The following is a 26,034-nucleotide window of genomic DNA, read 5'->3' on the forward strand; positions in this document are numbered from 1 at the left end:
AGGAGCTCTCAAGCGGTACTTGCATCTTCAGCCACCCAGCCGCATAAATTAGCCCATGAACCTCCCCGTATCAGCCGACAGCGCCCTGGCAGGCTTCCACCCTGCCGTCAGCGCCTGGTTCAACAGCACCTTCCCGGCGGTCACCGCCGCGCAAGCCGGCGCGTGGCCGTTGATTCGCCAGCGTCGTTCGACGCTGGTCGCCGCGCCTACCGGCTCCGGCAAAACCCTTACGGCGTTTCTCGCGGTCATTGACGATCTGGTCCATCAAGGACTGGCTCAGGGTGGCGAGTTGCCCGACGAAACCCTGGTGGTTTACGTCTCGCCCCTCAAGGCGCTGTCCAACGACATTCAGATCAACCTGCAAAACCCGCTGACCGGTATCACCGAGCAACTGCGACAACTGGGCTTCCCCGAACTTCAGATCAACACCGCCGTACGCACTGGCGACACTCCGCAAAAGGACCGCTCGGCGATGCGCAAAAGCGCGCCGCACATTCTGGTCACCACCCCGGAGTCGCTGTACGTGCTGCTTGGCTCCGACTCCGGCCGGCGCATGCTCGCCAGCACCCGCACAGTGATCGTCGACGAAATCCACGCCATCGCCGGCAGCAAGCGCGGCAGCCACCTGGCCCTGAGCCTGGAGCGCTTGCAGGCTTTGTGTCTGGAACCGCTGATGCGCATCGGCCTGTCTGCCACGCAAAAACCCATCGAAGCGGTTTCGCGCTTTCTGGTGGGCACCGACCGCCCCTGCGAGATCATCGATATCGGCCACGCCCGCCGACGGGACCTGGGCATCGAAGTGCCGCCGGTGCCGCTGTCGGCGGTGATGGCCAACGATGTCTGGGAACTGGTCTACGACCGGATCGCCGAGCTTGCACGCGAGCACCGGACTACGCTGATTTTCGTCAACACCCGACGCTTGGCCGAGCGTTTGAGCCGGCATCTTAGCGAGCGCTTGGGCAAAGACGCCGTCGCCGCCCACCACGGCAGCCTGGCCAAGGAGTTTCGCCTCGATGCCGAACAGCGGCTCAAGCGTGGCGACCTGCAAGTGCTGATCGCCACCGCCTCGCTGGAACTGGGCATCGACATCGGCGACGTCGACCTGGTCTGCCAGATCGCCTCGCCGCGTTCGATCGCCGGGTTTCTGCAACGGGTCGGACGCTCCGGGCACCAGGTCGGCGGCACGCCCAAGGGCCGTCTGTTCGCCACCACCCGCGACGACCTGATCGAATGCGCCGCCCTGCTCGACTGCGTGCGCCGGGGCGAACTCGACACCCTGCTGATCCCCCACGCGCCGCTGGACGTACTGGCGCAGCAGATCGTCGCCGAGGTCAGTTGTCAGGAATGGCAGGAGCAGGCCCTGCTCGAAATGGTACGTCGCGCATCGCCCTATACCGAACTCGACGAAACGCACTATCAAGCGCTGCTGCAGATGCTCGCCGAAGGCTATAACGGCCGCCAGGGAATCCGCAGCGCCTACCTGCACCGCGACGCAGTGACTCGCACATTGCGTGGCCGGCGCGGCGCCAAACTGACGGCGGTGACCAGTGGCGGGACGATTCCCGACAACGCCGATTACAGCGTGCTGCTGGAGCCACAAGGGCTGAACATCGGCAGCGTCAACGAAGACTTCGCGGTGGAAAGCATCGCTGGCGACGTCTTTCAGTTGGGCAACACCTCGTACCGGATCTTGCGGGTCGAAACCGGCAAGATCCGCGTCGAGGACGCCCAGGGTCAGCCGCCGACCATCCCCTTCTGGCTTGGTGAAGCGCCGGGACGCAGTGCCGAATTGTCGCTCGCCGTGGCGCGTCTGCACGCGCACCTCGATGAGCTGCTGAGCGCCACGCCCGGTGATCTACAGCCGAGCATCGACTGGCTGACCGAGACCCTCGGCCTGAACCTCGCCAGCGCCGAACAACTGGTGGACTACCTCGCCCGCGCCCGACTGACGCTCGGCGCCCTGCCGTCTCAGGACACGCTGCTAATGGAGCGCTTTTTCGACGAGTCCGGCGGTACTCAGTTGATCATTCACTCGCTGTTCGGCAGCCGCATTAACCGTGCCTGGGGCCTGGCTTTGCGCAAGCGTTTTTGCCGCACCTTCAACTTCGAATTGCAGGCCGCCGCCAGCGAAGACGCCATCGTCTTGTCGCTGTCCACCAGCCACAGTTTCGAGCTGGATGAGGTCTGGCGTTATCTGCACAGCAACAGCGCCGAACAGATCCTGATTCAAGCCGTGCTCGACGCGCCGCTATTCGGTGTGCGCTGGCGCTGGAACGCCGGCGTCGCCCTCGCGTTGCCGCGGTACAGCGGCGGACGCAAAGTACCGCCGCAGATCCAGCGGATGAAAAGCGAAGACCTGATCGCCAGCGTGTTTCCCGACCAGATCGCCTGCCTGGAAAACCTCGTCGGCGAGCGCGAAATTCCTGATCACCCGCTGGTCGAGCAAACCCTCGACGATTGCCTGCACGAAGCCATGGACTGCGATGGCTGGCTGGCGCTGTTGCGGCGTATGGAGCGCGGTGAAGTGCGCTTGATCAGCCGCGACTTGCCCGCGCCCTCGCCGCTGGCGGCGGAAATTCTCAGCGCCCGGCCCTACACCTTTCTCGACGATGCGCCACTGGAAGAACGCCGTACTCAAGCGGTGCTCAACCGCCGCTGGAGCGATCCGCAATCGACCGATGACCTCGGTGCGCTGGATGCCGAGGCCATTCAATCGGTGCGCGATGAGGCCTGGCCGCAGCCCACCAGCGCCGATGAAATGCATGAAGCGCTGATGAGCCTGGCCGCGATCAGCGACGCCGAAGCACTGGCCAATCCGCAGTGGCCGCACTGGCTGCAAACCCTGACGAATGGAGGGCGCGCCAGCCGTTTTCAGATCAACGCGGATCAAGCGATATGGCTGGCACTGGAGCGCCTGACCTGCCTGCAAGCGATCTACCCACACGCCGCTTTGTCACCGCCGCTGCAAGCCTTGCCAGGTTTCGACGAGACCTGGGACGCCGATGAAGCACTGGTTGAACTGATCCGCGCTCGCCTCAGTGCATTTGGTCCACTGCCGATTCATGCGATTGCTCAACCGTTGGGGCTTTCGACGACTCAAGTCACTCAAGCGCTGGCGCAACTGGAGCGCGAAGGTTATGTGTTGCGCGGGCGCTTCAGCCCGGCGGCCTCGCAAGAAGAATGGTGCGAGCGGCATTTGCTGGCGCGCATTCATCGCTACACGGTCAAACGCCTGCGACGGGAAATCGAGCCCGTGACGTTGCAGGATTTCATGCGTTTCCTGTTTGACTGGCAGCATCTGTCGCCAGCCACCCAAGGCCAGGGCAGCGCGGTGTTGCCGGCGATTGTCGGTCAGCTCGAAGGCTACCCGGCGGCCGCATCTGCCTGGGACAGCGATCTTCTGCCGGCGCGGCTCAAGAACTATTCATCGACGTGGCTGGATGAGTTGTGCCGCAGCGGCAAACTGGTCTGGACCCGGCTGACGGTGCGCAACAAAGCCACCAGCGCAGCGCTGCGCAGCACGCCGATTGTCTTGTTGCCACGGGCGCAGGTCCCGCTCTGGAGCAGCCTGACCGAGCCACCGGAGGTCAGCGAACTGTCGCCCAAAACCCAGAAAGTCCATCAAGCGCTGAGCCAACATGGCGCGTTGTTTTTCGATGAGCTGCTGCACGAAGCCCATCTGCTGCGCAGTGAGCTGGAGATCGCCTTGCAGGAACTGGTCGGTGCCGGGCTGGTCAACGCCGACAGCTTCGCCGGGCTGCGCGCGTTGATTACACCCGCCAGCAAACGCCAGGCGCGCAGCAGCCGACGGGGACGCGGGGCGTTTGTCGGCGGAATGGACGATGCCGGGCGCTGGGCCTTGTTGCGCCGTCAATCGACGCCGCCGGTTGTGGATAACCGTGGCACCCCGAGCGAAACCCTCGAACACATCGCCCTGACCTTGCTCAGGCGTTACGGCGTGGTGTTCTGGCGCTTGCTCGAACGCGAAGCCGAGTGGCTGCCGAGCTGGCGCGAATTGCTGCGCACTTTTCATCGGCTGGAGGCGCGTGGTGAGATTCGCGGCGGACGTTTTGTCAGCGGTCTGGCGGGCGAACAATTCGCCTTGCCCGAAGCGATCCCGCTGCTGCGCGAAGTACGCCGCCGCCCGCATGACGGCAGCCTGATCAGTGTTTGCGGCGTCGACCCGCTGAACCTCGCCGGCACTCTGCTGCCGGGGCACAAAGTCCCCGCCCTCGCCAGCAACCGGTTGGTGTACCGCGATGGTTTGCCGGCCGCCGCCGAAATCGCCGGTACGCAGCATTACTGGCTGGAACTGGATCAACCCAATACCGCTGAGCTGCACAAAAAACTGACTCAATACAGAACCCTGTAAGCGGTTTTCGGTTACGCGACTTTGATCTTTGCTTGAAGGTCAAATATCAAATGCCCGTCTCGCTATTTTTCCGCAAGAACCCAACCCCGACACTGCGCTCCTGAATCAAACCACCGGAGTTGCAGCCATGCCCATTGCCTTGCTCGCGCTGACCCTTAGCGCTTTTGCCATCGGGACGACCGAGTTCGTCATCGTTGGCCTGTTACCCACCATCGGTGCCGACCTTGGCGTCAGTCTGCCGTCGGCCGGCCTGTTGGTCAGCCTTTACGCGCTGGGTGTCGCCATTGGCGCGCCCGTGCTCACCGCCCTGACGGGCAAAGTCCCACGCAAATTGTTGCTGCTGTCGCTGATGGTGCTGTTCACCCTCGGCAACCTGCTGGCCTGGAAAGCCCCGAGTTACGAATCGCTGGTCATTGCGCGAATCGTCACCGGTCTGGCCCACGGGGTGTTCTTCTCGATTGGCTCGACCATCGCCACCAGCCTGGTGCCGAAAGAAAAAGCCGCCAGCGCGATTGCCATCATGTTCACCGGCCTGACCGTGGCCCTGGTGACCGGCGTACCGCTGGGGACCTTTATCGGTCAACATTTCGGCTGGCGCGAAACCTTCCTCGCCGTGTCGGCGCTGGGTGTGATTGCGTTCATCGGCAGCCTGATCTACGTGCCAAAAAACATCGCCCACAGCAAACCCGCGTCGTTGTTGCAGCAATTGCAGGTACTGAAACAACCGCGTTTGCTGCTGGTGTACGCCATGACGGCAGTCGGTTACGGCGGTTCGTTTATCGCCTTCACGTTCCTGGCACCGATTCTTCAGGATATTTCCGGCTTCAGTGCCAGCACCGTCAGCCTGGTGCTGCTGGTCTACGGCATCTCGGTGGCCATCGGCAACATCTGGGGCGGCAAACTGGCCGATAAACGCGGCCCGATCAGCGCGCTGAAACTGATCTTCGCCCTGCTCGCCGCGGTGCTGTTCGTACTGACCTTCACCGCCGGTAATCCTTGGCTGGCACTGGCCACCGTACTGGTCTGGGGCGCCGTGGCGTTCGGCAACGTGCCCGGCCTGCAAGTGTATGTGGTGCGTCAGGCCGAGCATCACACGCCGAACGCGGTGGACGTCGCTTCGGGTCTGAACATCGCCGCCTTCAACCTCGGCATCGCTGGCGGCGCCTGGGGTGGCGGGTTGATCGTCGCCCACATGGGCTTGATCCATACCGCGTGGATCGGTGGCCTGGTGGTGCTGGTCGCGTTGGCGCTGACCGCCTGGAGCGGTCGACTTGATCGCCTCGGCCCGGTGTATGCCGAGCCGGTGCAGGGTTCGGCACAGATTGTCGCCGGGCATTGATCCTTCAAACCAACGCAGCCTTCGGGCTGCGTTTCTGCATGCTTCACGTAGCAGCTGCCGAGCCCGCGAGGCTGCGTAGCAGTCGTGAAATCAGGCTATGCGGTCTTTCAGTTAAATTGTGCACTTAGTGTTTACGACTGCTACGCAGCCGAACGCAGCCTCGCGGGCTCGGCAGCTGCTACGGGAACGTGTTGCTTATTGCCGTGCGGGGGCCGTCACCCCGAATCGTGCGCGATAATCGCTCGGTGCCAGGCCGGTGATTTTCTTGAACGTAGCGCGAAACGCACTCGGGTCCGAGTAGCCGACGTTCCAGGCGATATGGTCGATGGTGCCATTGGTGAACTCGAGCATTTCCCGGGCCTTGCCGACTCGCAGGTGCTGGCAGTATTCGGTCGGTTTCAAACCGGTCGCGGCTCGAAAGCGCCGCRGGAACGTCCGCTCTTCCAGCCCTGCCTGCTGCGACATCGCGCTCAGCGACACCTCCACCGCACCGTTGGCTTGCAACCAGTGCTGAACCTTGAGAATCGCTGCATCGCCATGGCTCAGAATCGGTGCGAAGTTGCTCCCGCATTCGCTCGCACTGTCGCTGTGTTCGATCACCAGAAAACGCGCAGTGCTGGTGGCGATGCTCGGCCCCATCAGACGATTGACCAGCCGCAAGCCCAGCTCCGACCAGGCCATTAATCCGCCAGTGGTGATCAGGTCGCCGTCGTCGACGATGGGTTTGTCGGCGTTGAGCGTGACCTTCGGGTAACGCTCGGCGAATTTTTTCGCCGAGGTCCAGTGAGTGGTGGCCCGGCGACCGTCGAGCAGACCGCTTTCGGCCAACAGAATAGACCCCACGCACACCCCGCCAAGGGTCGCGCCGGCCGCGTGTTGCTGGCGAATCCACTGAATAAGCGCAGGCGATGCCTGACCTTCGGAAAAGCCGCCAATCGAGGGCGGGATCAACAGCGCTATCAGTGCGCCGTCAGCAGCGGGATGACTGTCGTAAATGCGTTGGGGCGCATGCTCGGCATCCGCCTGCCAGTGGCTGACTCGCAAAAATGGCAGTTGCACGCTCTGATGCTCGGCGGCAATGCGATTCGCGACACCGAACAAATCCGTCAAACCATGCACCGCCGCCATCTGCGCGCCGGGATAGATCAGCACGCCCAACTCGGCGACTGCGCGCTCTACGCCCATTGTCAGTTTTCCCCCTTCTATTGTCGGTGTGGCCAATCCTCGAACGACCGGTGAAACCCAATACTTCGTTTCACACCACCCCCTCCAAGGAAACACCCATGGCCAAGCAAGCGCTCATCGTAGTCGATATCCAGAATGACTACTTCCCTCAAGGCAAATGGCCGCTGGTCGGCGCCGACGCGGCTGCCGACAACGCCGCGCGGGTGATCCGGGCCTTCCGTGACGCCGGTGATCACGTGGTGCATATCCGCCACGAATTCACCTCTGACACCGCGCCGTTTTTCACACCGGGCTCGGAGGGTGCGCAGTTGCACCCCAAAGTCCTCAACCGCAGCCATGAGCCGGTGGTGCTCAAACACTTCGTCAACGCGTTCCGTGACACCGAACTACAGTCGATCCTCGACCACCATGGCATCGAGAACCTGGTGATCGTCGGCAGCATGAGCCACATGTGCATCGACGGCGCCGCACGTGCCGCGGCCGATCTTGGCTACGGCGTCACGGTGATCCACGACGCCTGCGCCACCCGTGACCTGGAGTTCAACGGTGTTGTGGTTCCGGCGGCCCAGGTACATGCGGCCTTCATGTCGGCCCTGGGATTTGCCTATGCATCGGTGGTGTCCACCGATGACTTCCTGGTGACCAGTCACTGAATCTGCCCCCGACAAGACCCGAAGGCCCGTAGCGCTGACACGCTACGGGCCTTTTTTCGTGATGAAAATCAGTCGATTAAAAATCTCACGCGTGAGTTGTTGAGAGTGCCTGAATTTATCTGTAGTGTTCTCACGCGTGATACAAAACAAAGCGGAGCCACTGCAATGAAACGTCGCTCTCCAGCAGCCTCAGATACCCCACCCGCGAGCAGCCAGGGAGAGCGCTCGAAACCCTCTACAAAAAAACCGTCGAGCTTCTACATGAAGCAGATGCGTGGAGGACTTAGCGCCGCCGGCTATGTGAAACATGAAACTTGGGTGCTTCCCGAAAACCGGAGCCTGCTCAAGCAAATGGAGAAACAGCTACGCCAGCCGATCCTGGCTGGTTCATTCATGTTGGAGGATTACATGAGCGCAGGTAACAACTGGAACATCGATCGCCTCTTCAGCGCCCTGCAGGCCCTCGATGAGGTGGTATCCAATGAAATCACCCTGACGTTGATTCAAGGCTCCGAGCAGAGCATCAAGCTTGAAATGAACGAGTTTGGCGGGCTGCCGATTTACATCGCCGTCGTCGGCGAGCAAATCATCGTCGACACGGTGCTGGTCGATCTCGAATCCATCAAGGACGTGCAGCGCTTCAACGATGCCGTGCTGCGCAGCCGGGAAATGTTCCCGCTGTCGTCGATCGGTATTGAATCCATGCCCAACGGCCAAACCGTCTACAACATGTTCGGTGCGCTCAGTTCCGAGTCCAGCCTGACCAACGTCGTGACCGAAATCAAAACCCTCGTCGACAACGTTCAGCGCGCCAGCGAAGCCTTCGAAAGCTTCTTCAACTAATTTTCGGGAGTACCGACGCATGCAAAACCAATCGATCTGGAGCAAGTTGTTCACCGCACTGCGTGGCGGCGCCAGCGAAGTCGGCGAAGCCATCGCCGACCAACAGGCCCTGCGCATCCTCGATCAGGAAATCCGCGACGCCGACAGCGCCCTGGCAAACGCCAAGCGCGAACTGGTGACCATCATGGCCAAGCACAAACTCTCGGCCGAGCGCGTGGCGCAGTACAACGCCAAGATCAAGGACCTGGAATCCAAGGCCATGGCCGCGCTCCAGGCCAACCGTGAAGACCTGGCCCTGGAAGTGGCCGAAGCCATTTCGACCTTGACCAACGAACTCGACGCCGAACAGAAACAAACCACCGAGTTCGGTGCCTACGCCGACAAAATGCGCAAGGACATCACCAAGGCCGAAGCCCGCATCAAGAGCCTGCGCCAGCAAGTAGACATGGCCAAGGCCCGCGAAAGCGTGCAGAAAGCGCAGGTCAGCGCCTCCATCGCCAGCGGCGGCGCCAACGGCAAACTGGAAACCGCCGTCGGCACCTTGAATCGCCTGCAAGCCAAGCAGGAACAGCGGGCTGCCGAGTTGCAAGCGAGCGACGAACTGGCGGACGCGTCCACCGGCAACGACCTGGAGCGCAAGCTGCGCGAAGCCGGCATCACCCCAGACCAAGGCAGTGCGAACTCGATTCTGGACCGACTGAAAAAACAATCGGCCGAGTAACCGGCTTTCGCAAGCACTCAAAAGCAAGGGCACCGACGTGCCCTTCTTTTTGTTGATTCGAGGACAAGGATGGACAGGGTAACCGGCTTCAAGATCATCGCAGGCCTGGCCATGCTGATGGTCGCGACCCACCTGCTGAACGTGCTGACAGGCTACGGCCTGACGATGTTCGGCCTGGTCCCCCGAACCGCCCACGGCCTCGTCGGAATTGTGACCTCACCGTTTCTGCACATATCCTTCGCGCACTTGATCGCCAACCTGGTGCCATTCCTGGTACTGGGAACCCTGGTAATCGCCGAGGGCTTCAAACGCTTTGCGGCCGTCAGCGCAATCATCATTCTGCTCGGTGGCTCGCTGGTCTGGCTGTTCGGTTTCAACGGCGTTCATGTGGGTGCCAGCGCCTGGGTCTTTGGCCTTTGGGCGTACCTTCTGGCACGAGCCTGGTTCCATCGCAGTTGGAGCAACGTACTGATTGCCGGCATTGTCGCCCTCCTCTACGCAAGCCTGATTCTCGGCTTTATTCCGCGCCAGGGCAGCTCATTTGAAGGGCATATTGGCGGCGCATTCGCCGGATTTATTGCAGCACGGCTACTTCTCTCCAGGCCGCGCAGCAGGTCTAATGCAGCCCGGTAAACACGCAGGCACCAAAAACGTCCGCAGCGGGTTTATTCGTCAAGGACGCGTCACCCCAGGGAGCCAGGGACGAATGTCGACATTCCTCTTTTTACGCATGTACGCAGCGTCGCTCTTCCACACGTCTGGACGGGGCGGCCTTGCCATCGCCTTGCGCGTACGCGTTGCCAGCGCCAGCCTGGGCGAGTTGGCGCTCCTCATCGGCCATCGCGCCAAGGGCCCACAACAGCCTTCGATCAATACCCCTTCCACCCGCCTAAAGGAAATCACCCATGGGATGGTTTAAACAGCTGATGGGCCTTGAGGCCCCGACACCCAAGGACAGCGCACTGGTTGCCGGCCCCCTCGGGCTCGGCCAGGGCAAAGCGCTGGTGTTCGACACTACTCTCAAGCTGTTGCTCGACGAAAAAACCAGCGTAGTCATTCCCGGCACCCAGCAGATCTGGAGCGTTGGCACTGTCGACCTCGGCCAGTCGACCTGGCTTTCGCGCTACTACATGGACGACGAAGACTTCTGGCTGCAGGTTCATACCACCGGCGCCGTCGCCGGCCAGGTCGAGTCGGTGATCCTGTTCAATTACCAAAGCTACGTCACCCTCAACAGTGAATCCGAGCTGCGCAGGCTCGCAGGGCCGGACAGCCTGATCGGTCTGCCGACCTACACCCATGAAGGCGTCGAATACAGGCGCGAATGGGGTACCGAGGCCGGGCAGACCGAATTGGTGGCCTTCACTGAGCAGGTCAGCAATCCGGATCAGTCCTACGTCGTGGAACATCGCTCGATGCTCTACGCCCGCGAGACCGGCCTGACCGACCGCCGCGAATTCCTGCTGTTCTCGGTGGAAGAAGACGCCGAAGGCAGCATCAGCTTGAGCACCTCACTGGGTATCTCGCTGTACACCACCGACCTCACCACAATTTAAAAAGGAACAGCCCATGCTAGAAGCACTCTCCGTCTCACTGAACAAAGCCGCCGTCCTGGGATTTGTTTCGTACATCATCGGTGCCGCCCTGCTGTTCGCGATTTTCCAGTTCGTCTACACCCGCATCACGCCGCACAAAGAGTTCGAACTGATTCGCTCCGGCAACACCGCGGCCGCCATCGCCCTGTCCGGCGCCATCATCGGCTTCGCGATTCCGGCGAGCAATGTGATTGCCTACTCAGTCAACCTGCTGGACTTCGCCGTGTGGGCACTGATTGCCGCAGTGGTGCAACTGTTGGCGTTCCTGATGACCAGCCTGGTGCTTAAAGGCACCTCCGAACGCATCCGTAATGGCGAAATCGCTGCCGCCATCTACGTCGCAGCCGTCGCCATCAGCGTTGGCCTGCTCAATGCTGCGTGCATGACCCCTTCGCAGAACTGATCGCGCCACGGAGGCAATGATGAAACGAAGCAAGTACGTTCAACTGTCCCTGGCGGCATCGGTCGCCGTCGCAATATCAGGCTGCGGGCCGACAGAAAAAACCTACACAGTGAATCAGAAGTTCAACTTTCAATCCGTGCAGCAGTGCGTGGATCAAAAGCTTCCGGTGAGTGTCTGCTCCAACGCCTACATGACCGCCCTCACCGAACACCGTCGCATTGCGCCGCTGTATGACAGCCAGGCCGATTGCGACGCCGATTTTGTCGCTGACTGGTGCCAACAGGACTCCACCGGCAAGTTCATTCCAAAACTCGGCGGCTTCGAGCTGGCAGCCAATGGCGAAGTCACCCAGACCCAGCTGGACGCCGCCAAAGCACAACTGCCCGCCTCCGAGGCGAGCTCAGGCGGTTCAGGAGGAATGGTCAACGGCCTTCTGGCCGGCATGCTGATCAGCAACATGTTGAACAGCAACCGGGGCAGCTACAACGCCGAACCGGTTTACCGCTACCGCGACTCACGTGGCGATTACTCATCGTCGACGCTCAGCCAGCGCATCGCCACGGGCTCGAGCTTCACCAAATCCGAGCAGGCGAAATACGGTAGCGGCTACAGCAGCTCCACGTTCAAGTCGAGCAGCTCCAAGCCAATCTCGGTGGCATCGTCCACTTCCCGAGGCGGCTTTGGTAGCCAGGCCAGCGCCCGCAGCGGCTGGGGTGGCTCGAGCAGTTTCGGTCGATCGAGCAGTTAAGGAGCGAGCGCCATGAAGAAAATCCTCTGCCAGGAACGTCACGACTGGAAGCAGACCGCCGAAAACCTCGGCTTCATGTTTCACACCATCGACGACGAACCCTACTGGGACGAGAGCGCGTATTACCAGTTCACGCTCAAGCAGATCGAGAACGATCTCGAAGACCCGACTACCGAGATCCATGAGATGTGCATGGACCTGGTCGACCGGGTGGTGCAGAGCGAAGAACTGCTGGAGCGCCTGAGCATTCCTGCCCCCTTCTTCGACATGATTCGCACTTCATGGCGCGAAGGCCATCCGCACCTTTACGGTCGCCTGGACTTCTCCTACAACGGCAGCGGCCCCGCCAAATTGCTGGAACTCAACTACGACACGCCCACCAGCCTGTACGAGGCGTCGGCGTTCCAGTGGGGCTGGCTGGAGCAATGCATCGAACGCGGCTTGCTGCCCAGCCATGCCGACCAGTTCAACAGCATCGACACCAAGCTGCATCAGGCCTTTGCGCAGCTGCAGATCAAACAGCCTTTCTACTTCGCCTCGATGAAACAATCGGTCGAAGACAAAGGCACCACCGACTACTTGCGCCTGATCGCGGAAAAAGTCGGGATCGAGTCACGCCACATCGATATCGAAGATATCGGCCTCAACAGCGAAGGACGCTTCGTCGATCTCGAAGAACGCTGGATCCCTCACCTGTTCAAACTGCACGCCTGGGAATTCATTTTCCACGAACCGTTTGGTGAGGCCATCGCCCAGTGTGACACGCAGTTTTTCGAGCCCGCCTGGAAATCGATCATCTCGAACAAAGGCATCCTGCCCCTGCTGTGGGAGCTCAACAAAGGGCACCCGAACCTGCTTGCCACCCACCTGGATCCCGAGCCTGGCAAACCGGTGCCGAAAGGCTGGGTGCGCAAGCCGTTCTTCTCCCGCGAAGGCGCCAACATCGAGCTGCACACCCCGGATGGCCTGGTCGTGAAGGAAGACGGGCCGTACACCGATGCGCCGTTCATCCTTCAGGAGTTCGCCCCGCTGCCGAAGTTCGGCGACAGCTACACGCTGATCGGCTCCTGGGTGATTGGCGATCAGGCCGCCGGTATTGGCGTGCGCGAAGACAACAGCTTGATCACCAAAGACTCGAGCCGGTTTTTGCCGCACCTGATACTGGACTGAACGACTTATCCCCGGAAAGCGCCCCCAAAAAAAAGGCCCGTAGCGTTTGCTACGGGCCTTTTGTCTATATCCGGCGGATCTGATGATCAGAACGGAATATCGTCATCAAAGCTGTCGAAATCCGGAGCTGGCTGCGGTGCGGCCTGCTGTGGTGCCGGAGCCGAACGCTGTTGCGGAGCCGACTGCTGCGGACGCGGAGCTTGCTGGCGCGGAGCGGACTGCTGGTAGTTGTTACCGCCGCCCTGGCCCTGCTGGTCGCCCTGTGGACGGCCGCCCAGCAGTTGCATGGTGCCTTGCATGTCGACCACGATTTCAGTGGTATAACGCTTGATACCGTCTTTTTCCCACTCGCGGGTTTGCAGCTTGCCTTCGATGTAGACCTGCGAACCTTTACGCAGATATTCGCCGGCGATTTCCGCAACCTTGCCGAACATCGATACACGGTGCCATTCAGTCTTTTCGACTTTCTGGCCGGTTTGCTTGTCGGTCCATTGTTCGCTGGTCGCCAGACTCAGGTTGGTCACGGCGTTACCGTTAGGCAAGTAGCGAACTTCGGGATCCTGGCCGCAAGTGCCGACCAATATGACTTTGTTAACCCCACGGGCCATAACGTTCTCCTAGGCTTCGCACGCGGTCGGGGCCGGGTTGTTGACCAGGCTCTCGAGGGTCGTGCGATCCAATAGTTCGGTGTCCAATTTGATGTAAATGGCCGCTTCATCAGCAACCACCACTGCATCTGTTACCCCAACGACGGCCAGCAGGCGCTCGACCAGACCAGCTTCGCGGATCGCTTCAGGCGATAACGGCAAGCGCAGGCTCGTCACATAGGGAGGTTCACGCATGGTAACAGCAAAGGCCAACCAGAGGGCAGCCAGTCCTGCGCATCCAAGGAACACAGCCGACAGACCGCCATGCTGGAACATCCAGCCACCCATGATCCCGCCCAGTGCCGAACCGAGGAACTGACTGGTGGAATAAACCCCCATGGCCGTGCCTTTGCCGCCTGCCGGTGAAACCTTGCTGATCAGCGACGGCAACGAAGCCTCGAGCAGATTGAACGCGGTGAAGAACACCACCGTACCAATCACCAGAGCCCGCAAGCTGTCGCCGAACTGCCAGAAGAATAGCTCAGTGAGCATCAGCGTACTGACCGCACCGAGTAAAACTCGTTTCATTTTGCGTTTCTTCTCGCCGTAGATAATGAACGGGATCATGGCGAAGAACGAAATCAGCAGCGCGGTCAGGTACACCCACCAGTGCTGCTCCTTGGGCAGTCCGGCTTTTTCGACCAGCGCCAGCGGCAACGCGACGAAGCTCGACATCAACATCGCGTGCAACACAAAAATACCCAGGTCCAGGCGCAGCAGGTCCGGATGCTTGAGCGTCGGGATCAGCGCCTGACGGGCAACGCCAGATTCGCGGTGATGCAACGGGCTGGTGGCGCGCGGCACCATGAACATCACGATCACGATACCAAACAACGCCATGCCGCCCGTCGCCAGGAACAAGCCGGACAGACCAAAGGCGCGGGTCAGCAGCGGCCCGACCACCATCGCCACGGCGAACGACAGGCCGATGGTCATGCCGATCATGGCCATGGCCTTGGTGCGGTGCTGTTCGCGGGTCAGGTCCGACAGCAAGGCCATGACCGCCGCAGAAATCGCCCCGGCGCCTTGCAGGATTCGTCCGGCGATCACGCCCCAGATCGAATCGGCATTGGCGGCCAAAACGCTACCGAGGGCGAAGACGATCAACCCCAGGTAAATCACCGGGCGACGGCCGATACGGTCGGAAATGATCCCGAACGGAATCTGAAAAATCGCCTGAGTCAGGCCGTAAGCGCCAATCGCCAGACCGATGAGCGCCGGGGTCGCTCCTGCGAGATCCATTCCATAGGTCGCCAACACCGGCAACACCATAAACATGCCAAGCATACGGAAGGCGAACACCAGGGCCAGACCGCTTGCTGCGCGGGTCTCGCCACCACTCATGCGTTCGCTGTGGGGATCGTGCATGGAATAACCTCATGTGAACCGGCGGCGATTCTACCAGTCCCATCGGTTGACGGGGTATAGGGCGACGCTTTGTCGCGAGCCTGCCCCGCGCCGTTGTCAGGCGCCGTTCAGCAAGCGTCATTTGATAGTGTGCATCCATCCAGTATTTGCCCGTATACTCCTACGTTTTCGACGCCCGCCAAGCGAGGCCACCTTGGACAAGATCCTGATTCGTGGGGCTCGAACCCACAACCTGAAGAACATCGACCTGACCCTGCCACGGGACAAACTGATCGTCATCACCGGTTTGTCCGGGTCCGGCAAGTCTTCCCTGGCATTCGACACGCTGTATGCCGAGGGTCAGCGACGCTATGTCGAGTCGCTGTCAGCCTATGCCCGGCAGTTCCTGTCGATGATGGAAAAGCCCGACGTCGACACCATCGAAGGTCTGTCGCCGGCCATTTCCATCGAACAGAAGTCGACCTCGCACAACCCGCGCTCGACGGTCGGCACCATTACCGAAATCTACGACTACCTGCGCCTGCTTTATGCTCGCGTGGGTATTCCGCGCTGCCCGGATCACGACATTCCGCTGGAAGCACAAACTGTCAGCCAGATGGTCGACCTGGTCCTCGCCGAGCCTGAAGGCAGCAAGTTGATGCTGCTGGCGCCAGTGATCCGCGAGCGCAAGGGCGAACACCTTTCGGTCTTCGAAGAACTGCGTGCCCAGGGCTTTGTCCGGGCCCGGGTCAACGGCAAGCTCTTCGAACTCGACGAATTGCCGAAGCTGGATAAACAGAAGAAGCACTCGATCGATGTCGTGGTCGACCGCTTCAAGGTCCGCGCCGATCTACAACAGCGGCTGGCCGAGTCGTTCGAGACGGCGCTGAAACTGGCCGACGGAATTGCGCTGGTCGCGCCGATGGACGACGAGCCGGGCGAAGAAATGATCTTCTCCGCACGCTTCGCCTGCCCGATCTGCGGCCATGCGATCAGCGAACTGGAACCCAAGCTGTTCTCCTTCAACAATCCAGCAGGCGCCTGCCCGACCTGCGACGGCTTGGGGGTTAAGCAGTTCTTCGACATCAAGCGTCTGGTCAATGGCGAGCTGACCCTGGCTGAAGGGGCGATTCGCGGCTGGGACAGGCGTAACGTCTACTACTTCCAGATGCTCGGCTCACTGGCCTCGCATTACGGCTTCAGCCTGGAAGTGCCGTTCAACCAGCTGCCGGCCGATCAGCAGAAGGTCATCCTGCACGGCAGCGGCACGCAGAACGTCGACTTCAAATATTTGAACGACCGCGGCGACATCGTCAAACGCTCGCACCCGTTCGAAGGCATCGTGCCGAACCTGGACCGTCGCTACCGCGAAACCGAGTCCGCATCGGTGCGCGAAGAACTGGCCAAGTTCCTCAGCACCCAGCCTTGCCCGGATTGCCGCGGTACTCGCCTGCGCCGTGAAGCGCGGCATGTGTGGGTCGGCGAGAAGACACTGCCGGCAGTGACCAACCTGCCGATTGGCGATGCGTCCGATTATTTCGGCACGCTGAAACTGACCGGTCGACGCGGCGAAATTGCCGACAAGATCCTCAAGGAAATCCGCGAACGCTTGCAGTTCCTGGTCAACGTCGGTCTCGACTACCTGTCGCTGGACCGCAGTGCCGACACGCTGTCTGGCGGTGAAGCACAACGTATTCGTCTGGCCAGCCAGATCGGCGCCGGCCTGGTGGGCGTGCTATACATTCTCGACGAACCGTCGATTGGCTTGCACCAGCGCGACAACGATCGACTGCTCGGGACGCTCAAGCATCTGCGCGATATCGGCAACACGGTAATCGTGGTCGAGCACGACGAAGATGCGATTCGTCTGGCCGACTATGTGGTGGATATCGGCCCGGGGGCTGGCGTGCACGGTGGTCACATTGTCGCCGAAGGCACCCCGGCCGAAGTCATGGCGCACCCTGACTCGCTGACCGGTAAATACCTGTCCGGCCGCGTGAAGATCGAAGTCCCGGCCAAACGCACGCCGCGCAACAAGAAGCTCTCGCTGTCGCTCAAGGGCGCCCGGGGCAACAACTTGCGCGACGTCGATCTGGAGATTCCGATTGGCTTGCTGACCTGCGTGACCGGGGTGTCCGGCTCGGGCAAATCGACGCTGATCAACAACACCCTGTTCCCCCTCAGCGCCACTGCACTGAACGGCGCGACCACCCTGGAAGCCGCAGCCCATGACGGCATCAAGGGCCTCGAGCATCTGGACAAAGTCGTCGACATCGACCAAAGCCCAATCGGCCGTACGCCACGCTCCAACCCGGCGACCTACACCGGGCTGTTCACACCGATTCGTGAATTGTTTGCCGGCGTGCCGGAGTCCCGCTCGCGTGGCTATGGTCCGGGGCGTTTCTCCTTCAATGTGAAGGGTGGACGCTGCGAAGCCTGTCAGGGTGACGGCCTGATCAAGGTGGAAATGCACTTTCTGCCGGACATCTATGTCCCGTGCGACGTCTGCAAGAGCAAGCGCTACAACCGCGAAACCCTGGAGATCAAGTACAAGGGCAAGAGCATCCACGAAACGCTGGAAATGACCATCGAAGAAGCCCGAGTGTTTTTCGATGCAGTTCCGGCGCTGGCGCGCAAGCTACAGACGTTAATGGATGTGGGCCTGTCGTACATCAAACTGGGGCAATCGGCGACCACCCTGTCGGGCGGTGAAGCCCAGCGGGTGAAGCTGTCCCGCGAGTTGTCCAAGCGCGATACCGGCAAAACGCTGTACATCCTCGACGAGCCGACCACCGGCCTGCACTTCGCGGATATCCAGCAGTTGCTTGATGTACTCCATCGCCTGCGCGATCACGGCAATACCGTGGTGGTGATCGAGCACAACCTGGATGTGATCAAGACCGCTGACTGGCTGGTGGACCTTGGGCCGGAAGGCGGTTCCAAGGGCGGGCAGATCATTGCCGTGGGTACACCGGAGGAAGTCGCCGAGATGAAGCAGTCGCATACCGGTTTCTACCTGAAGCCATTGCTGGAACGCGATCGAGCTTAACGTCCGCGCATGAAAAAGCCCCGATCACTTCATCAGTGACCGGGGCTTTTTTGTAGCCGGCAGAATCAGAACTGCGATTGCAGGTAGTTTTCCAGGCCGACCAATTTGATCAGACCCAACTGCTTCTCCAGCCAGTACGTGTGATCTTCTTCGGTGTCAGCCAATTGAATCCGCAGGATCTCGCGACTGACGTAATCCTTGTGCAGCTCGCAGAGCTCGATGCCCTTGCAGAGCGCAGCACGGACCTTATATTCCAGGCGTAAGTCGGCAGCGAGCATCTCGGGTACCGTGGTGCCGACGTCCAGATCGTCCGGACGCATGCGTGGCGTGCCTTCCAGCATGAGGATTCGGCGCATCAGCGCATCGGCGTGCTGGGTTTCTTCTTCCATCTCGTGATTGATGCGCTCGTAGAGCTCGGTAAAGCCCCAGTCCTCATACATCCGCGAATGGATGAAATATTGATCACGTGCTGCCAGTTCGCCTGTGAGCAACGTGTTGAGGTAATCGATTACGTCTGGGTGGCCTTGCATCGCCCTACATCTCCCTGCTTGAAAGGCTGTAGTTTGAACCAAGCGGACTGATAGGTCACTCCAATAACGCGATAAAAGCGAAGATACTCCGAGAAAACCAGCTTAAATAACGCAAAAACCGCCCAAATGAGGGCGGTTCTGCTTATCGTTTAGACTTAGTTCAGCTGTACACCCAAGGCCTTTGCGATACCTTCTCCGTAAGCGGCATCCGCTTTGTAGAAGTGCTGCAGTTGACGCTGAACCACATCACTGGAAACGCCCGACATCGCACCAGCAATGTTGTTGATCAGCAGGGTTTTCTGCTCATCGTTCATCAAGCGGAACAACGCACCGGCGTGGCTGTAGTAATCCGTATCTTCACGGTGATCATAACGATCGGCCGCGCCGTTCAGGGCCAGCGCTGGCTCAGCGTATTGTGGCGCTTGCTTCGGTGCACCGGCGTAGCTGTTAGGCTCGTAGTTCGGTGTACTGCCACCGTTGCTGCCAAATGCCATGGAGCCGTCGCGCTGATAGCTGTTGACCGGGCTGCGCGACGCATTCACCGGTAACTGCTGGTGATTGGTACCAACACGGTAGCGGTGGGCATCGGCATAGGCAAATACCCGACCTTGCAGCATACGGTCTGGCGACAAGCCCACACCCGGCACCATGTTGCTCGGACCAAACGCTGCCTGCTCGACTTCAGCAAAGTAGTTCTGCGGGTTTCGATTGAGCTCAAGCTCACCGACTTCGATCAGCGGGAACTCCTTCTGCGACCAGGTTTTGGTCACGTCGAACGGGTTCTCGTAATGCGCCGCGGCCTGGGCCTCGGTCATGATCTGAATGCACACGCGCCATTTCGGGAAGTCACCGCGCTCGATTGCACCGAACAGGTCGCGTTGAGCGTAATCGGGATCAGTCCCGGCCAGGCGTGCAGCTTCTGCCGGCGCCAGGTTCTTGATGCCCTGTTTGGTTTTGTAGTGCCATTTCACCCAGTGACGCTCGCCTTTGGCGCTGATCAGGCTGTAGGTGTGGCTGCCAAAGCCGTGCATGTGACGGTAGCCGTCAGGGATGCCGCGATCCGAAAACAGGATGGTGACCTGGTGCAGCGCCTCAGGCGAATGCGACCAGAAGTCCCACATCATCTGTGCGCTTTTCAGGTTGCTTTGCGGCAAACGTTTTTGGGTGTGGATAAAGTCCGGGAACTTCAACGGATCACGGATGAAGAACACTGGCGTGTTGTTGCCAACGATGTCCCAGTTGCCTTCCTCGGTGTAGAACTTCAGCGCAAAACCACGCGGGTCGCGTTCGGTATCTGCTGATCCGCGCTCGCCGCCCACGGTGGAGAAACGCAGGAAGGTCGGAGTTTGCTTGCCAACCGACTCAAACAGCTTGGCACTGGTGTATTGGGTAATGTCGCGGGTAACGGTGAACGTACCATAAGCACCCGAGCCTTTGGCGTGTACGCGGCGCTCCGGGATGTTTTCACGGTTGAAGTGGGCAAGCTTCTCGATCAGGTGAAAGTCGTCGAGCAGCAGCGGGCCACGAGGGCCAGCGGAACGGGAATTCTGGTTGTCGGCGACGGGCGCGCCACTGGCGGTGGTAAGCGTTTTATTCTGGCTCATGCGATCTCTTCCTGTGTCAGTCTCGGAACTGCCGGCTAATCGGCTTGGAGGGAAGTATTAATCATCAACATGACAGTCACAAATTCATTAACTTGTAGACATCGATAGAAAAATACTAATGATCAACCCACACATATAGTGCCGACAGGAAAAGGTTTGAAGCTTGTACGTAGAGCGCATTTCTTACAGGCACAAAAAACCGGGCACTAGGCCCGGTTTTTCGTTTCAGACTGACGTCTTACTCAGCGGATACAGCTTCACCGCCGACAGCACGATCAACCAACTCGACGTACGCCATAGGCGCGTTGTCGCCAGCGCGGAAACCGCACTTGAGGATGCGCAGGTAGCCACCCTCACGGGTAGCGTAACGCTTGCCCAGGTCGTTGAAGAGCTTACCAACGATAGCTTTCGAACGAGTACGGTCGAAAGCCAGACGGCGGTTAGCCAGGCTGTCTGTCTTGGCCAAAGTGATCAGCGGCTCAGCAACGCGACGCAGTTCTTTAGCTTTTGGCAGTGTAGTTTTGATCAGCTCGTGCTCGAACAGCGACACCGCCATGTTTTGAAACATGGCCTTGCGGTGCGAGCTGGTGCGGCTCAGGTGACGACCACTTTTACGATGACGCATGGTTCATTCCTTACCAAACACAACGTTCGGTGATTACGACGATCAGGCAGTCGCCTTGTCGTCCTTCTTAAGACTTGCAGGCGGCCAGTTGTCGAGGCGCATGCCGAGGGACAGACCGCGGGAGGCCAGAACGTCCTTGATTTCAGTCAAGGATTTCTTGCCAAGGTTCGGAGTCTTCAACAGTTCTACTTCGGTACGCTGAATCAGGTCGCCGATGTAGTAAATGTTTTCCGCCTTAAGGCAGTTAGCCGAACGTACAGTCAGTTCCAGATCGTCAACCGGGCGAAGCAGGATCGGATCGATCTCGTCTTCTTGCTCGATTACCACTGGTTCGCTGTCACCCTTGAGGTCGACGAACGCAGCCAACTGCTGTTGCAGGATGGTTGCAGCGCGGCGGATAGCCTCTTCAGGATCCAGAGTACCGTTGGTTTCCAGATCAATAACCAGCTTGTCCAGGTTAGTACGCTGCTCGACACGGGCGTTTTCCACCACGTATGCGATACGGCGAACCGGGCTGAACGAAGAGTCAAGCTGCAAGCGACCGATGCTGCGGCTTTCGTCTTCATCGCTCTGACGCGAGTCGGCCGGTTCATAACCACGACCACGAGCTACTACTAGCTTCATGTTCAGGGCGCCGTTAGACGCCAGGTTAGCGATTACGTGATCGGGATTAACGATCTCGACATCATGATCCAGCTGAATATCGGCAGCGGTAACCACCCCCGAACCCTTCTTCGACAAGGTCAGCGTAACTTCGTCACGGCCGTGCAGCTTGATAGCCAGACCTTTAAGGTTCAACAGGATTTCAATTACGTCTTCCTGTACACCTTCGATGGCGCTGTACTCGTGGAGCACACCGTCAATCTCGGCCTCGACTACTGCACAGCCGGGCATTGAGGACAACAGGATGCGGCGCAGCGCGTTGCCCAGGGTGTGGCCAAAACCACGCTCGAGAGGCTCGAGAGTGATCTTGGCGCGGGTTGGACTGACAACCTGCACATCAATATGGCGGGGTGTCAGGAACTCATTTACCGAAATCTGCATGGATGCACCTATTTTCTAGCCCTTACTTGGAGTAGAGCTCGACAATCAGGCTTTCGTTGATGTCGGCGGACAGATCACTGCGAGCAGGAACGTTCTTGAAAACGCCCGACTTCTTCTCAGTGTCTACTTCTACCCATTCTACGCGGCCACGTTGGGCACACAGATCGAGAGCTTGGACAATGCGAAGTTGGTTCTTTGCTTTCTCGCGAATCGCGACCACGTCACCAGCACGAACCTGGTAGGACGGAACGTTTACGGTCTGACCGTTAACGCTGACGGATTTGTGCGATACCAGCTGACGGGATTCGGCACGAGTCGAACCAAAGCCCATACGGTATACAACGTTGTCCAGACGGCATTCGAGCAGCTGCAACAGGTTTTCGCCAGTTGCGCCTTTCTTGCCAGCAGCTTCTTTGTAGTAGCCGCTGAATTGACGCTCGAGAACGCCGTAGATACGACGGACCTTCTGCTTTTCACGCAGTTGGGTGCCGTAATCGGACTGGCGACCGCGGCGTTGGCCGTGGATACCAGGTGCTGCTTCAATGTTGCACTTCGATTCGATCGCGCGCACGCCGCTCTTCAGGAAGAGATCGGTGCCTTCGCGACGAGCGAGTTTGCATTTTGGACCAATGTAACGAGCCATTCTTTACAATCTCCTGGATTACACGCGGCGCTTCTTCGGCGGACGGCACCCGTTGTGCGGGATTGGCGTCACGTCGGTGATGCTGGCGATCTTATAGCCACAGCCGTTCAAAGCACGGACAGCGGACTCACGACCTGGACCTGGACCTTTGACGTTAACGTCGAGGTTTTTCAGGCCATATTCCAGCGCAGCTTGACCAGCACGTTCAGCAGCTACTTGAGCAGCAAACGGGGTGGACTTGCGGGAACCGCGGAAACCCGAACCACCGGAGGTAGCCCAGGAAAGAGCGTTACCTTGACGGTCGGTGATGGTCACGATTGTGTTGTTAAAAGACGCGTGGATGTGGGCGATGCCATCAACCACTGTCTTTTTGACTTTTTTACGAGGACGAGCAGCAGGTTTTGCCATGATTAAATTCCTGTCGATTCGCTGGGGCGATTACTTGCGGATCGGCTTACGCGGACCTTTACGGGTACGCGCGTTGGTCTTGGTACGCTGACCGCGTACTGGCAGACCACGACGATGACGCAGACCGCGATAGCAACCGAGGTCCATCAAGCGCTTGATTTTCATGTTGATTTCGCGACGCAGGTCACCTTCAGTGGTGAACTTCGCCACTTCGCCACGCAGCTGTTCAATCTGCTCGTCGCTCAGATCCTTGATCTTTGCGGCTGGGTTTACCCCAGTCACTGCACAGATCTTCTGTGCAGTTGTGCGACCAACACCATAGATGTAGGTCAGCGAGATAACAGTATGCTTGTTATCTGGAATGTTGACGCCTGCAATACGGGCCATTCAGTGGGACTCCAATTGACAGCTACCTACGCCCCGGAAGCCAAGAAATAGGGCGCGAGATAATATCGCTGTAATAACAAATAATCAACCCAGCAGCGCACTAGCTGCTGGGCTTGAAGCACAATCACACTCAGCCTTGGCGCTGTTTGTGACGCGGTTCCGCGCTGCAAATTACTCGAACAACACCTTCGCGGCGAATAATCTTGCAGTTACGGCACAGCTTTTTCACCGATGCACGAACTTTCATCACCAACTCCTCGAACCTTATGGGTCAGCGCAGCATGCCGCTGCCGTAACCCTTCAGGTTGGCTTTCTTCATCAGGGATTCGTACTGGTGCGAAACGAGGTGCGATTGTACTTGGGACATGAAGTCCATCACAACCACGACCACGATCAGCAACGAGGTCCCGCCAAGGTAGAACGGAACGTTTGCTGCAACCACCAGGAACTGGGGCAACAGGCACACGGCCGTCATATAAAGAGCACCGAACATGGTCAAGCGAGTCAGAACGCCATCAATATAGCGCGCAGACTGCTCACCTGGACGGATACCCGGAATAAAGGCACCGGACTTCTTCAGGTTTTCCGCTACGTCTTTCGGATTGAACATCAACGCCGTATAGAAGAAGCAGAAGAAAATAATCCCTGCACTAAACAGCAGAATATTCAACGGCTGACCAGGAGCGATCGACTGCGAGATGTCCTGCAACCAGCCCATACCTTCAGACTGACCAAACCAGGCACCCAACGAAGCCGGGAACAGCAAAATGCTGCTCGCGAAAATAGCCGGAATAACACCGGCCATGTTCACTTTCAGCGGCAAGTGGCTAGTCTGCGCAGCAAAGACCTTGCGGCCCTGCTGACGCTTGGCGTAGTGAACAGCAATACGACGCTGACCACGCTCAATGAACACCACGAAACCGATAATCGCTACTGCCAGCAAACCGATGGCAACCAAGGCGAAGATGTTGATATCACCCTGACGCGCAGACTCGAAAGACTGCCCGATTGCTCTCGGAAGACCGGCGACGATACCCGAAAAAATCAACATCGAGATACCGTTGCCAACACCACGCTCAGTAATCTGCTCACCCAGCCACATCATGAACATCGCACCAGCCACAAAAGTGGATACCGCGACGAAATGGAAGCCAAAGTCACCAGTGAACGCAACGCCCTGCCCCGCCAGGCCAATGGACATGCCAATAGCCTGAACGAGAGCGAGGACGACAGTGCCGTAGCGGGTGTACTGGCTGATCTTGCGACGGCCAGCTTCACCTTCCTTCTTCAACTGCTCCAGCTGCGGGCTGACGGCTGTCATCAGTTGCATGATGATCGATGCCGAAATGTACGGCATGATCCCCAGTGCAAAGATGCTCATCCGCTCCAGCGCGCCGCCGGAAAACATGTTGAACAAGCTAAGAATGGTCCCCTCATTCTGTCGAAACAGGTCTGCGAGTCGGTCCGGGTTGATACCTGGAACCGGGATGTGTGCGCCTATTCGGTAGACGATAATCGCCAGGAACAGAAAACGCAGACGAGCCCAGAGTTCAGACATACCGCCTTTGCCGAGCGCAGAGAGAGCACCTTGCTTAGCCATTTATTCCTCGAACTTGCCGCCAGCTGCTTCGATAGCCGCACGCGCACCTTTGGTGGCGCCGATTCCCTTTCCGATGGTGACAGCGCGAGTAACTTCGCCGGACAGCATGATTTTCACACGCTGAACGTTGACGTTGATCACGTTGGCATCTTTCAGGGACTGCACAGTGACGATGTCGCCTTCCACTTTAGCCAGCTCGGACAAACGCACTTCTGCGCGGTCCATGGCTTTCAGGGAAACGAAACCGAACTTCGGCAGGCGACGATGCAGCGGCTGTTGACCGCCTTCAAAGCCTGGAGCAATGGTGCCACCGGAGCGGGAGGTTTGACCTTTGTGACCACGGCCACCAGTCTTACCCAAACCACTACCGATACCACGGCCCGGACGATGCTTTTCGCGACGGGAACCCGGCGCTGGACTCAGATCATTGAGTTTCATCGATTAACCCTCGACACGCAGCATGTAGTAAGCCTTGTTGATCATCCCGCGATTCTCGGGAGTATCCTGGACTTCTACAGTGTGACCGATGCGACGCAGACCCAGACCCTTAACGCACAGTTTGTGGTTAGGGATGCGGCCGGTCATGCTTTTGATCAGCGTAACTTTAACGGTAGCCATGATCAGAAGATCTCCTTGACGCTTTTGCCACGCTTGGCGGCAATGGATTCAGGAGACTGCATAGCTTTCAAACCTTTGAAAGTGGCGTGAACCACGTTTACCGGGTTAGTCGAGCCGTAGCACTTGGCCAGAACGTTCTGAACGCCAGCAACTTCGAGGACAGCACGCATAGCGCCGCCAGCGATGATACCGGTACCTTCAGAAGCAGGCTGCATGTACACCTTCGAAGCGCCGTGAGCGGACTTCATTGCGTACTGCAGAGTGGTGCCGTTCAGATCAACTTGGATCATGTTGCGGCGAGCAGCTTCCATTGCCTTCTGGATCGCAGCAGGCACTTCACGCGACTTGCCACGGCCGAAGCCAACACGCCCTTTACCATCACCAACCACGGTCAACGCGGTGAAAGTGAAGATACGGCCGCCTTTAACGGTTTTGGCTACGCGGTTAACTTGAACCAGCTTCTCGATGTAGCCTTCGTCGCGCTTTTGGTCGTTATTTGACAT

Annotated in this window: 27 protein-coding genes; 12 read left to right on the forward strand and 15 right to left on the reverse strand. The window is 59.1% G+C overall.

All coding sequences use genetic code 11. The features are described 5' to 3' along the window. Positions 1-55 precede the first annotated feature (55 nt). Positions 56-4,372, forward strand: a complete 4,317-nt coding sequence (locus AC1DHT_RS07625) for a DNA glycosylase AlkZ-like family protein (protein WP_427541636.1) — start codon at positions 56-58, stop codon at positions 4,370-4,372. A 127-nt stretch (positions 4,373-4,499) separates the two neighbouring features. Further along, on the forward strand, positions 4,500-5,711 hold the full coding sequence (locus tag AC1DHT_RS07630; RefSeq protein WP_427541633.1) for an MFS transporter: 1,212 nt from the start codon (positions 4,500-4,502) through the stop codon (positions 5,709-5,711). 195 nt (positions 5,712-5,906) lie between these two features. Here the strand turns inward: AC1DHT_RS07630 and AC1DHT_RS07635 are convergent, their stop codons facing one another. Beyond that, the gene (locus tag AC1DHT_RS07635) at positions 5,907-6,896 is read right to left on the reverse strand and encodes a GlxA family transcriptional regulator (RefSeq protein ID WP_477761318.1); all 990 of its coding nucleotides are present in this window, start codon (positions 6,894-6,896) and stop codon (positions 5,907-5,909) included. A gap of 98 nt (positions 6,897-6,994) precedes the next feature. Between AC1DHT_RS07635 and AC1DHT_RS07640 the strand changes: the two genes are divergently transcribed. The 9 genes from AC1DHT_RS07640 (at position 6,995) to AC1DHT_RS07680 (ending at position 13,029) form a co-directional block, all read left to right on the forward strand. Continuing rightward, positions 6,995-7,549: a cysteine hydrolase family protein gene (locus AC1DHT_RS07640; RefSeq protein ID WP_427541627.1), complete on the forward strand. Its 555-nt coding sequence runs from the start codon at positions 6,995-6,997 to the stop codon at positions 7,547-7,549. 165 nt (positions 7,550-7,714) lie between these two features. Continuing rightward, positions 7,715-8,392 carry a YjfI family protein gene (locus AC1DHT_RS07645; protein WP_427541829.1) on the forward strand — a complete coding sequence of 226 codons (678 nt, stop codon included), beginning with the start codon at positions 7,715-7,717 and terminating at the stop codon, positions 8,390-8,392. 19 nt (positions 8,393-8,411) lie between these two features. Then, positions 8,412-9,113, forward strand: coding sequence for a PspA/IM30 family protein (locus AC1DHT_RS07650; RefSeq protein WP_427541624.1), 702 nt, complete (start codon positions 8,412-8,414; stop codon positions 9,111-9,113). Positions 9,114-9,182: 69 nt separating this feature from the next. Continuing rightward, on the forward strand, positions 9,183-9,746 hold the full coding sequence (locus AC1DHT_RS07655) for a rhomboid family intramembrane serine protease (RefSeq protein WP_427541621.1): 564 nt from the start codon (positions 9,183-9,185) through the stop codon (positions 9,744-9,746). A 73-nt stretch (positions 9,747-9,819) separates the two neighbouring features. Further along, positions 9,820-10,032: a hypothetical protein gene (locus AC1DHT_RS07660; protein WP_427541618.1), complete on the forward strand. Its 213-nt coding sequence runs from the start codon at positions 9,820-9,822 to the stop codon at positions 10,030-10,032. Beyond that, positions 10,019-10,669 (forward strand): DUF2491 family protein, encoded by a 651-nt coding sequence (locus AC1DHT_RS07665; protein ID WP_427541615.1) that lies wholly within the window; start codon positions 10,019-10,021, stop codon positions 10,667-10,669. The genes AC1DHT_RS07660 and AC1DHT_RS07665 overlap by 14 nt, the downstream gene beginning before the upstream one ends. 13 nt (positions 10,670-10,682) lie before the next feature. Continuing rightward, positions 10,683-11,111, forward strand: coding sequence for a DUF350 domain-containing protein (locus tag AC1DHT_RS07670; RefSeq protein WP_054594270.1), 429 nt, complete (start codon positions 10,683-10,685; stop codon positions 11,109-11,111). Between the two features lie 19 nt (positions 11,112-11,130). After that, the gene (locus AC1DHT_RS07675; RefSeq protein WP_427541612.1) at positions 11,131-11,859 is read left to right on the forward strand and encodes a DUF1190 domain-containing protein; all 729 of its coding nucleotides are present in this window, start codon (positions 11,131-11,133) and stop codon (positions 11,857-11,859) included. A gap of 12 nt (positions 11,860-11,871) precedes the next feature. Further along, positions 11,872-13,029: a glutathionylspermidine synthase family protein gene (locus AC1DHT_RS07680; RefSeq protein WP_427541609.1), complete on the forward strand. Its 1,158-nt coding sequence runs from the start codon at positions 11,872-11,874 to the stop codon at positions 13,027-13,029. Positions 13,030-13,115: 86 nt separating this feature from the next. On the opposite strand, the gene AC1DHT_RS07685 is transcribed toward AC1DHT_RS07680, so the two are convergent. Both AC1DHT_RS07685 and AC1DHT_RS07690 read right to left on the reverse strand, forming a co-directional pair. Then, positions 13,116-13,637 (reverse strand): single-stranded DNA-binding protein, encoded by a 522-nt coding sequence (locus AC1DHT_RS07685; protein WP_053162823.1) that lies wholly within the window; start codon positions 13,635-13,637, stop codon positions 13,116-13,118. Positions 13,638-13,646: 9 nt separating this feature from the next. Next, entirely contained in the window at positions 13,647-15,044 is a 1,398-nt protein-coding gene (locus AC1DHT_RS07690) for an MFS transporter (protein WP_054594273.1), read from the reverse strand. Positions 15,045-15,237: 193 nt separating this feature from the next. Here AC1DHT_RS07690 and uvrA point away from each other — a divergent pair, with 193 nt between their 5' ends. Further along, complete coding sequence (gene uvrA, locus AC1DHT_RS07695) at positions 15,238-18,072, forward strand: excinuclease ABC subunit UvrA (RefSeq protein WP_427541605.1); 2,835 nt, start codon at positions 15,238-15,240, stop codon at positions 18,070-18,072. Between the two features lie 65 nt (positions 18,073-18,137). Here the strand turns inward: uvrA and bfr are convergent, their stop codons facing one another. The 12 genes from bfr to rpsE form a co-directional block, all read right to left on the reverse strand. Next, positions 18,138-18,602 (reverse strand): bacterioferritin, encoded by a 465-nt coding sequence (gene bfr / locus AC1DHT_RS07700; RefSeq protein ID WP_427541602.1) that lies wholly within the window; start codon positions 18,600-18,602, stop codon positions 18,138-18,140. 155 nt (positions 18,603-18,757) lie between these two features. Continuing rightward, on the reverse strand, positions 18,758-20,206 hold the full coding sequence (locus AC1DHT_RS07705) for a catalase (protein ID WP_427541599.1): 1,449 nt from the start codon (positions 20,204-20,206) through the stop codon (positions 18,758-18,760). 238 nt (positions 20,207-20,444) lie between these two features. Continuing rightward, complete coding sequence (gene rplQ / locus AC1DHT_RS07710; protein ID WP_007924175.1) at positions 20,445-20,831, reverse strand: 50S ribosomal protein L17; 387 nt, start codon at positions 20,829-20,831, stop codon at positions 20,445-20,447. Positions 20,832-20,873: 42 nt separating this feature from the next. Then, positions 20,874-21,875: a DNA-directed RNA polymerase subunit alpha gene (locus AC1DHT_RS07715; protein WP_007924176.1), complete on the reverse strand. Its 1,002-nt coding sequence runs from the start codon at positions 21,873-21,875 to the stop codon at positions 20,874-20,876. 22 nt (positions 21,876-21,897) lie between these two features. Further along, entirely contained in the window at positions 21,898-22,518 is a 621-nt protein-coding gene (gene rpsD / locus AC1DHT_RS07720; protein ID WP_003210056.1) for a 30S ribosomal protein S4, read from the reverse strand. An 18-nt stretch (positions 22,519-22,536) separates the two neighbouring features. Then, positions 22,537-22,926, reverse strand: a complete 390-nt coding sequence (gene rpsK / locus AC1DHT_RS07725) for a 30S ribosomal protein S11 (RefSeq protein WP_002555466.1) — start codon at positions 22,924-22,926, stop codon at positions 22,537-22,539. A gap of 30 nt (positions 22,927-22,956) precedes the next feature. Beyond that, on the reverse strand, positions 22,957-23,313 hold the full coding sequence (gene rpsM / locus AC1DHT_RS07730) for a 30S ribosomal protein S13 (RefSeq protein ID WP_003186020.1): 357 nt from the start codon (positions 23,311-23,313) through the stop codon (positions 22,957-22,959). Between the two features lie 130 nt (positions 23,314-23,443). Next, the gene (gene rpmJ, locus AC1DHT_RS07735) at positions 23,444-23,560 is read right to left on the reverse strand and encodes a 50S ribosomal protein L36 (RefSeq protein WP_002555468.1); all 117 of its coding nucleotides are present in this window, start codon (positions 23,558-23,560) and stop codon (positions 23,444-23,446) included. A gap of 24 nt (positions 23,561-23,584) precedes the next feature. Then, positions 23,585-24,913, reverse strand: coding sequence for a preprotein translocase subunit SecY (gene secY / locus AC1DHT_RS07740; protein ID WP_003228718.1), 1,329 nt, complete (start codon positions 24,911-24,913; stop codon positions 23,585-23,587). Then, positions 24,914-25,351, reverse strand: coding sequence for a 50S ribosomal protein L15 (gene rplO, locus AC1DHT_RS07745; RefSeq protein ID WP_003228720.1), 438 nt, complete (start codon positions 25,349-25,351; stop codon positions 24,914-24,916). A gap of 3 nt (positions 25,352-25,354) precedes the next feature. Further along, on the reverse strand, positions 25,355-25,531 hold the full coding sequence (rpmD, locus tag AC1DHT_RS07750) for a 50S ribosomal protein L30 (RefSeq protein WP_003176408.1): 177 nt from the start codon (positions 25,529-25,531) through the stop codon (positions 25,355-25,357). Between the two features lie 2 nt (positions 25,532-25,533). Next, positions 25,534-26,034 (reverse strand): 30S ribosomal protein S5, encoded by a 501-nt coding sequence (rpsE, locus tag AC1DHT_RS07755; protein ID WP_003186035.1) that lies wholly within the window; start codon positions 26,032-26,034, stop codon positions 25,534-25,536.

The sequence above is a fragment of the Pseudomonas sp. 05N432 genome, assembly GCF_056396945.1.

Bases quoted from the DNA above. Each gene is read 5' to 3' on its own strand.
- AC1DHT_RS07625 (WP_427541636.1), top strand. From the start codon at position 56: ATGAACCTCCCCGTATCAGCCGACAGCGCCCTGGCAGGCTTCCACCCT.
- AC1DHT_RS07630 (WP_427541633.1), top strand. From the start codon at position 4,500: ATGCCCATTGCCTTGCTCGCGCTGACCCTTAGCGCTTTTGCCATCGGG.
- AC1DHT_RS07640 (WP_427541627.1), top strand. From the start codon at position 6,995: ATGGCCAAGCAAGCGCTCATCGTAGTCGATATCCAGAATGACTACTTC.
- AC1DHT_RS07645 (WP_427541829.1), top strand. From the start codon at position 7,715: ATGAAACGTCGCTCTCCAGCAGCCTCAGATACCCCACCCGCGAGCAGC.
- AC1DHT_RS07650 (WP_427541624.1), top strand. From the start codon at position 8,412: ATGCAAAACCAATCGATCTGGAGCAAGTTGTTCACCGCACTGCGTGGC.
- AC1DHT_RS07655 (WP_427541621.1), top strand. From the start codon at position 9,183: ATGGACAGGGTAACCGGCTTCAAGATCATCGCAGGCCTGGCCATGCTG.
- AC1DHT_RS07660 (WP_427541618.1), top strand. From the start codon at position 9,820: ATGTCGACATTCCTCTTTTTACGCATGTACGCAGCGTCGCTCTTCCAC.
- AC1DHT_RS07665 (WP_427541615.1), top strand. From the start codon at position 10,019: ATGGGATGGTTTAAACAGCTGATGGGCCTTGAGGCCCCGACACCCAAG.
- AC1DHT_RS07670 (WP_054594270.1), top strand. From the start codon at position 10,683: ATGCTAGAAGCACTCTCCGTCTCACTGAACAAAGCCGCCGTCCTGGGA.
- AC1DHT_RS07675 (WP_427541612.1), top strand. From the start codon at position 11,131: ATGAAACGAAGCAAGTACGTTCAACTGTCCCTGGCGGCATCGGTCGCC.
- AC1DHT_RS07680 (WP_427541609.1), top strand. From the start codon at position 11,872: ATGAAGAAAATCCTCTGCCAGGAACGTCACGACTGGAAGCAGACCGCC.
- AC1DHT_RS07685 (WP_053162823.1), bottom strand. From the start codon at position 13,637: ATGGCCCGTGGGGTTAACAAAGTCATATTGGTCGGCACTTGCGGCCAG.
- AC1DHT_RS07690 (WP_054594273.1), bottom strand. From the start codon at position 15,044: ATGCACGATCCCCACAGCGAACGCATGAGTGGTGGCGAGACCCGCGCA.
- bfr (WP_427541602.1), bottom strand. From the start codon at position 18,602: ATGCAAGGCCACCCAGACGTAATCGATTACCTCAACACGTTGCTCACA.
- AC1DHT_RS07705 (WP_427541599.1), bottom strand. From the start codon at position 20,206: ATGAGCCAGAATAAAACGCTTACCACCGCCAGTGGCGCGCCCGTCGCC.
- rplQ (WP_007924175.1), bottom strand. From the start codon at position 20,831: ATGCGTCATCGTAAAAGTGGTCGTCACCTGAGCCGCACCAGCTCGCAC.
- AC1DHT_RS07715 (WP_007924176.1), bottom strand. From the start codon at position 21,875: ATGCAGATTTCGGTAAATGAGTTCCTGACACCCCGCCATATTGATGTG.
- rpsD (WP_003210056.1), bottom strand. From the start codon at position 22,518: ATGGCTCGTTACATTGGTCCAAAATGCAAACTCGCTCGTCGCGAAGGC.
- rpsK (WP_002555466.1), bottom strand. From the start codon at position 22,926: ATGGCAAAACCTGCTGCTCGTCCTCGTAAAAAAGTCAAAAAGACAGTG.
- rpsM (WP_003186020.1), bottom strand. From the start codon at position 23,313: ATGGCCCGTATTGCAGGCGTCAACATTCCAGATAACAAGCATACTGTT.
- rpmJ (WP_002555468.1), bottom strand. From the start codon at position 23,560: ATGAAAGTTCGTGCATCGGTGAAAAAGCTGTGCCGTAACTGCAAGATT.
- secY (WP_003228718.1), bottom strand. From the start codon at position 24,913: ATGGCTAAGCAAGGTGCTCTCTCTGCGCTCGGCAAAGGCGGTATGTCT.
- rplO (WP_003228720.1), bottom strand. From the start codon at position 25,351: ATGAAACTCAATGATCTGAGTCCAGCGCCGGGTTCCCGTCGCGAAAAG.
- rpmD (WP_003176408.1), bottom strand. From the start codon at position 25,531: ATGGCTACCGTTAAAGTTACGCTGATCAAAAGCATGACCGGCCGCATC.
- rpsE (WP_003186035.1), bottom strand. From the start codon at position 26,034: ATGTCAAATAACGACCAAAAGCGCGACGAAGGCTACATCGAGAAGCTG.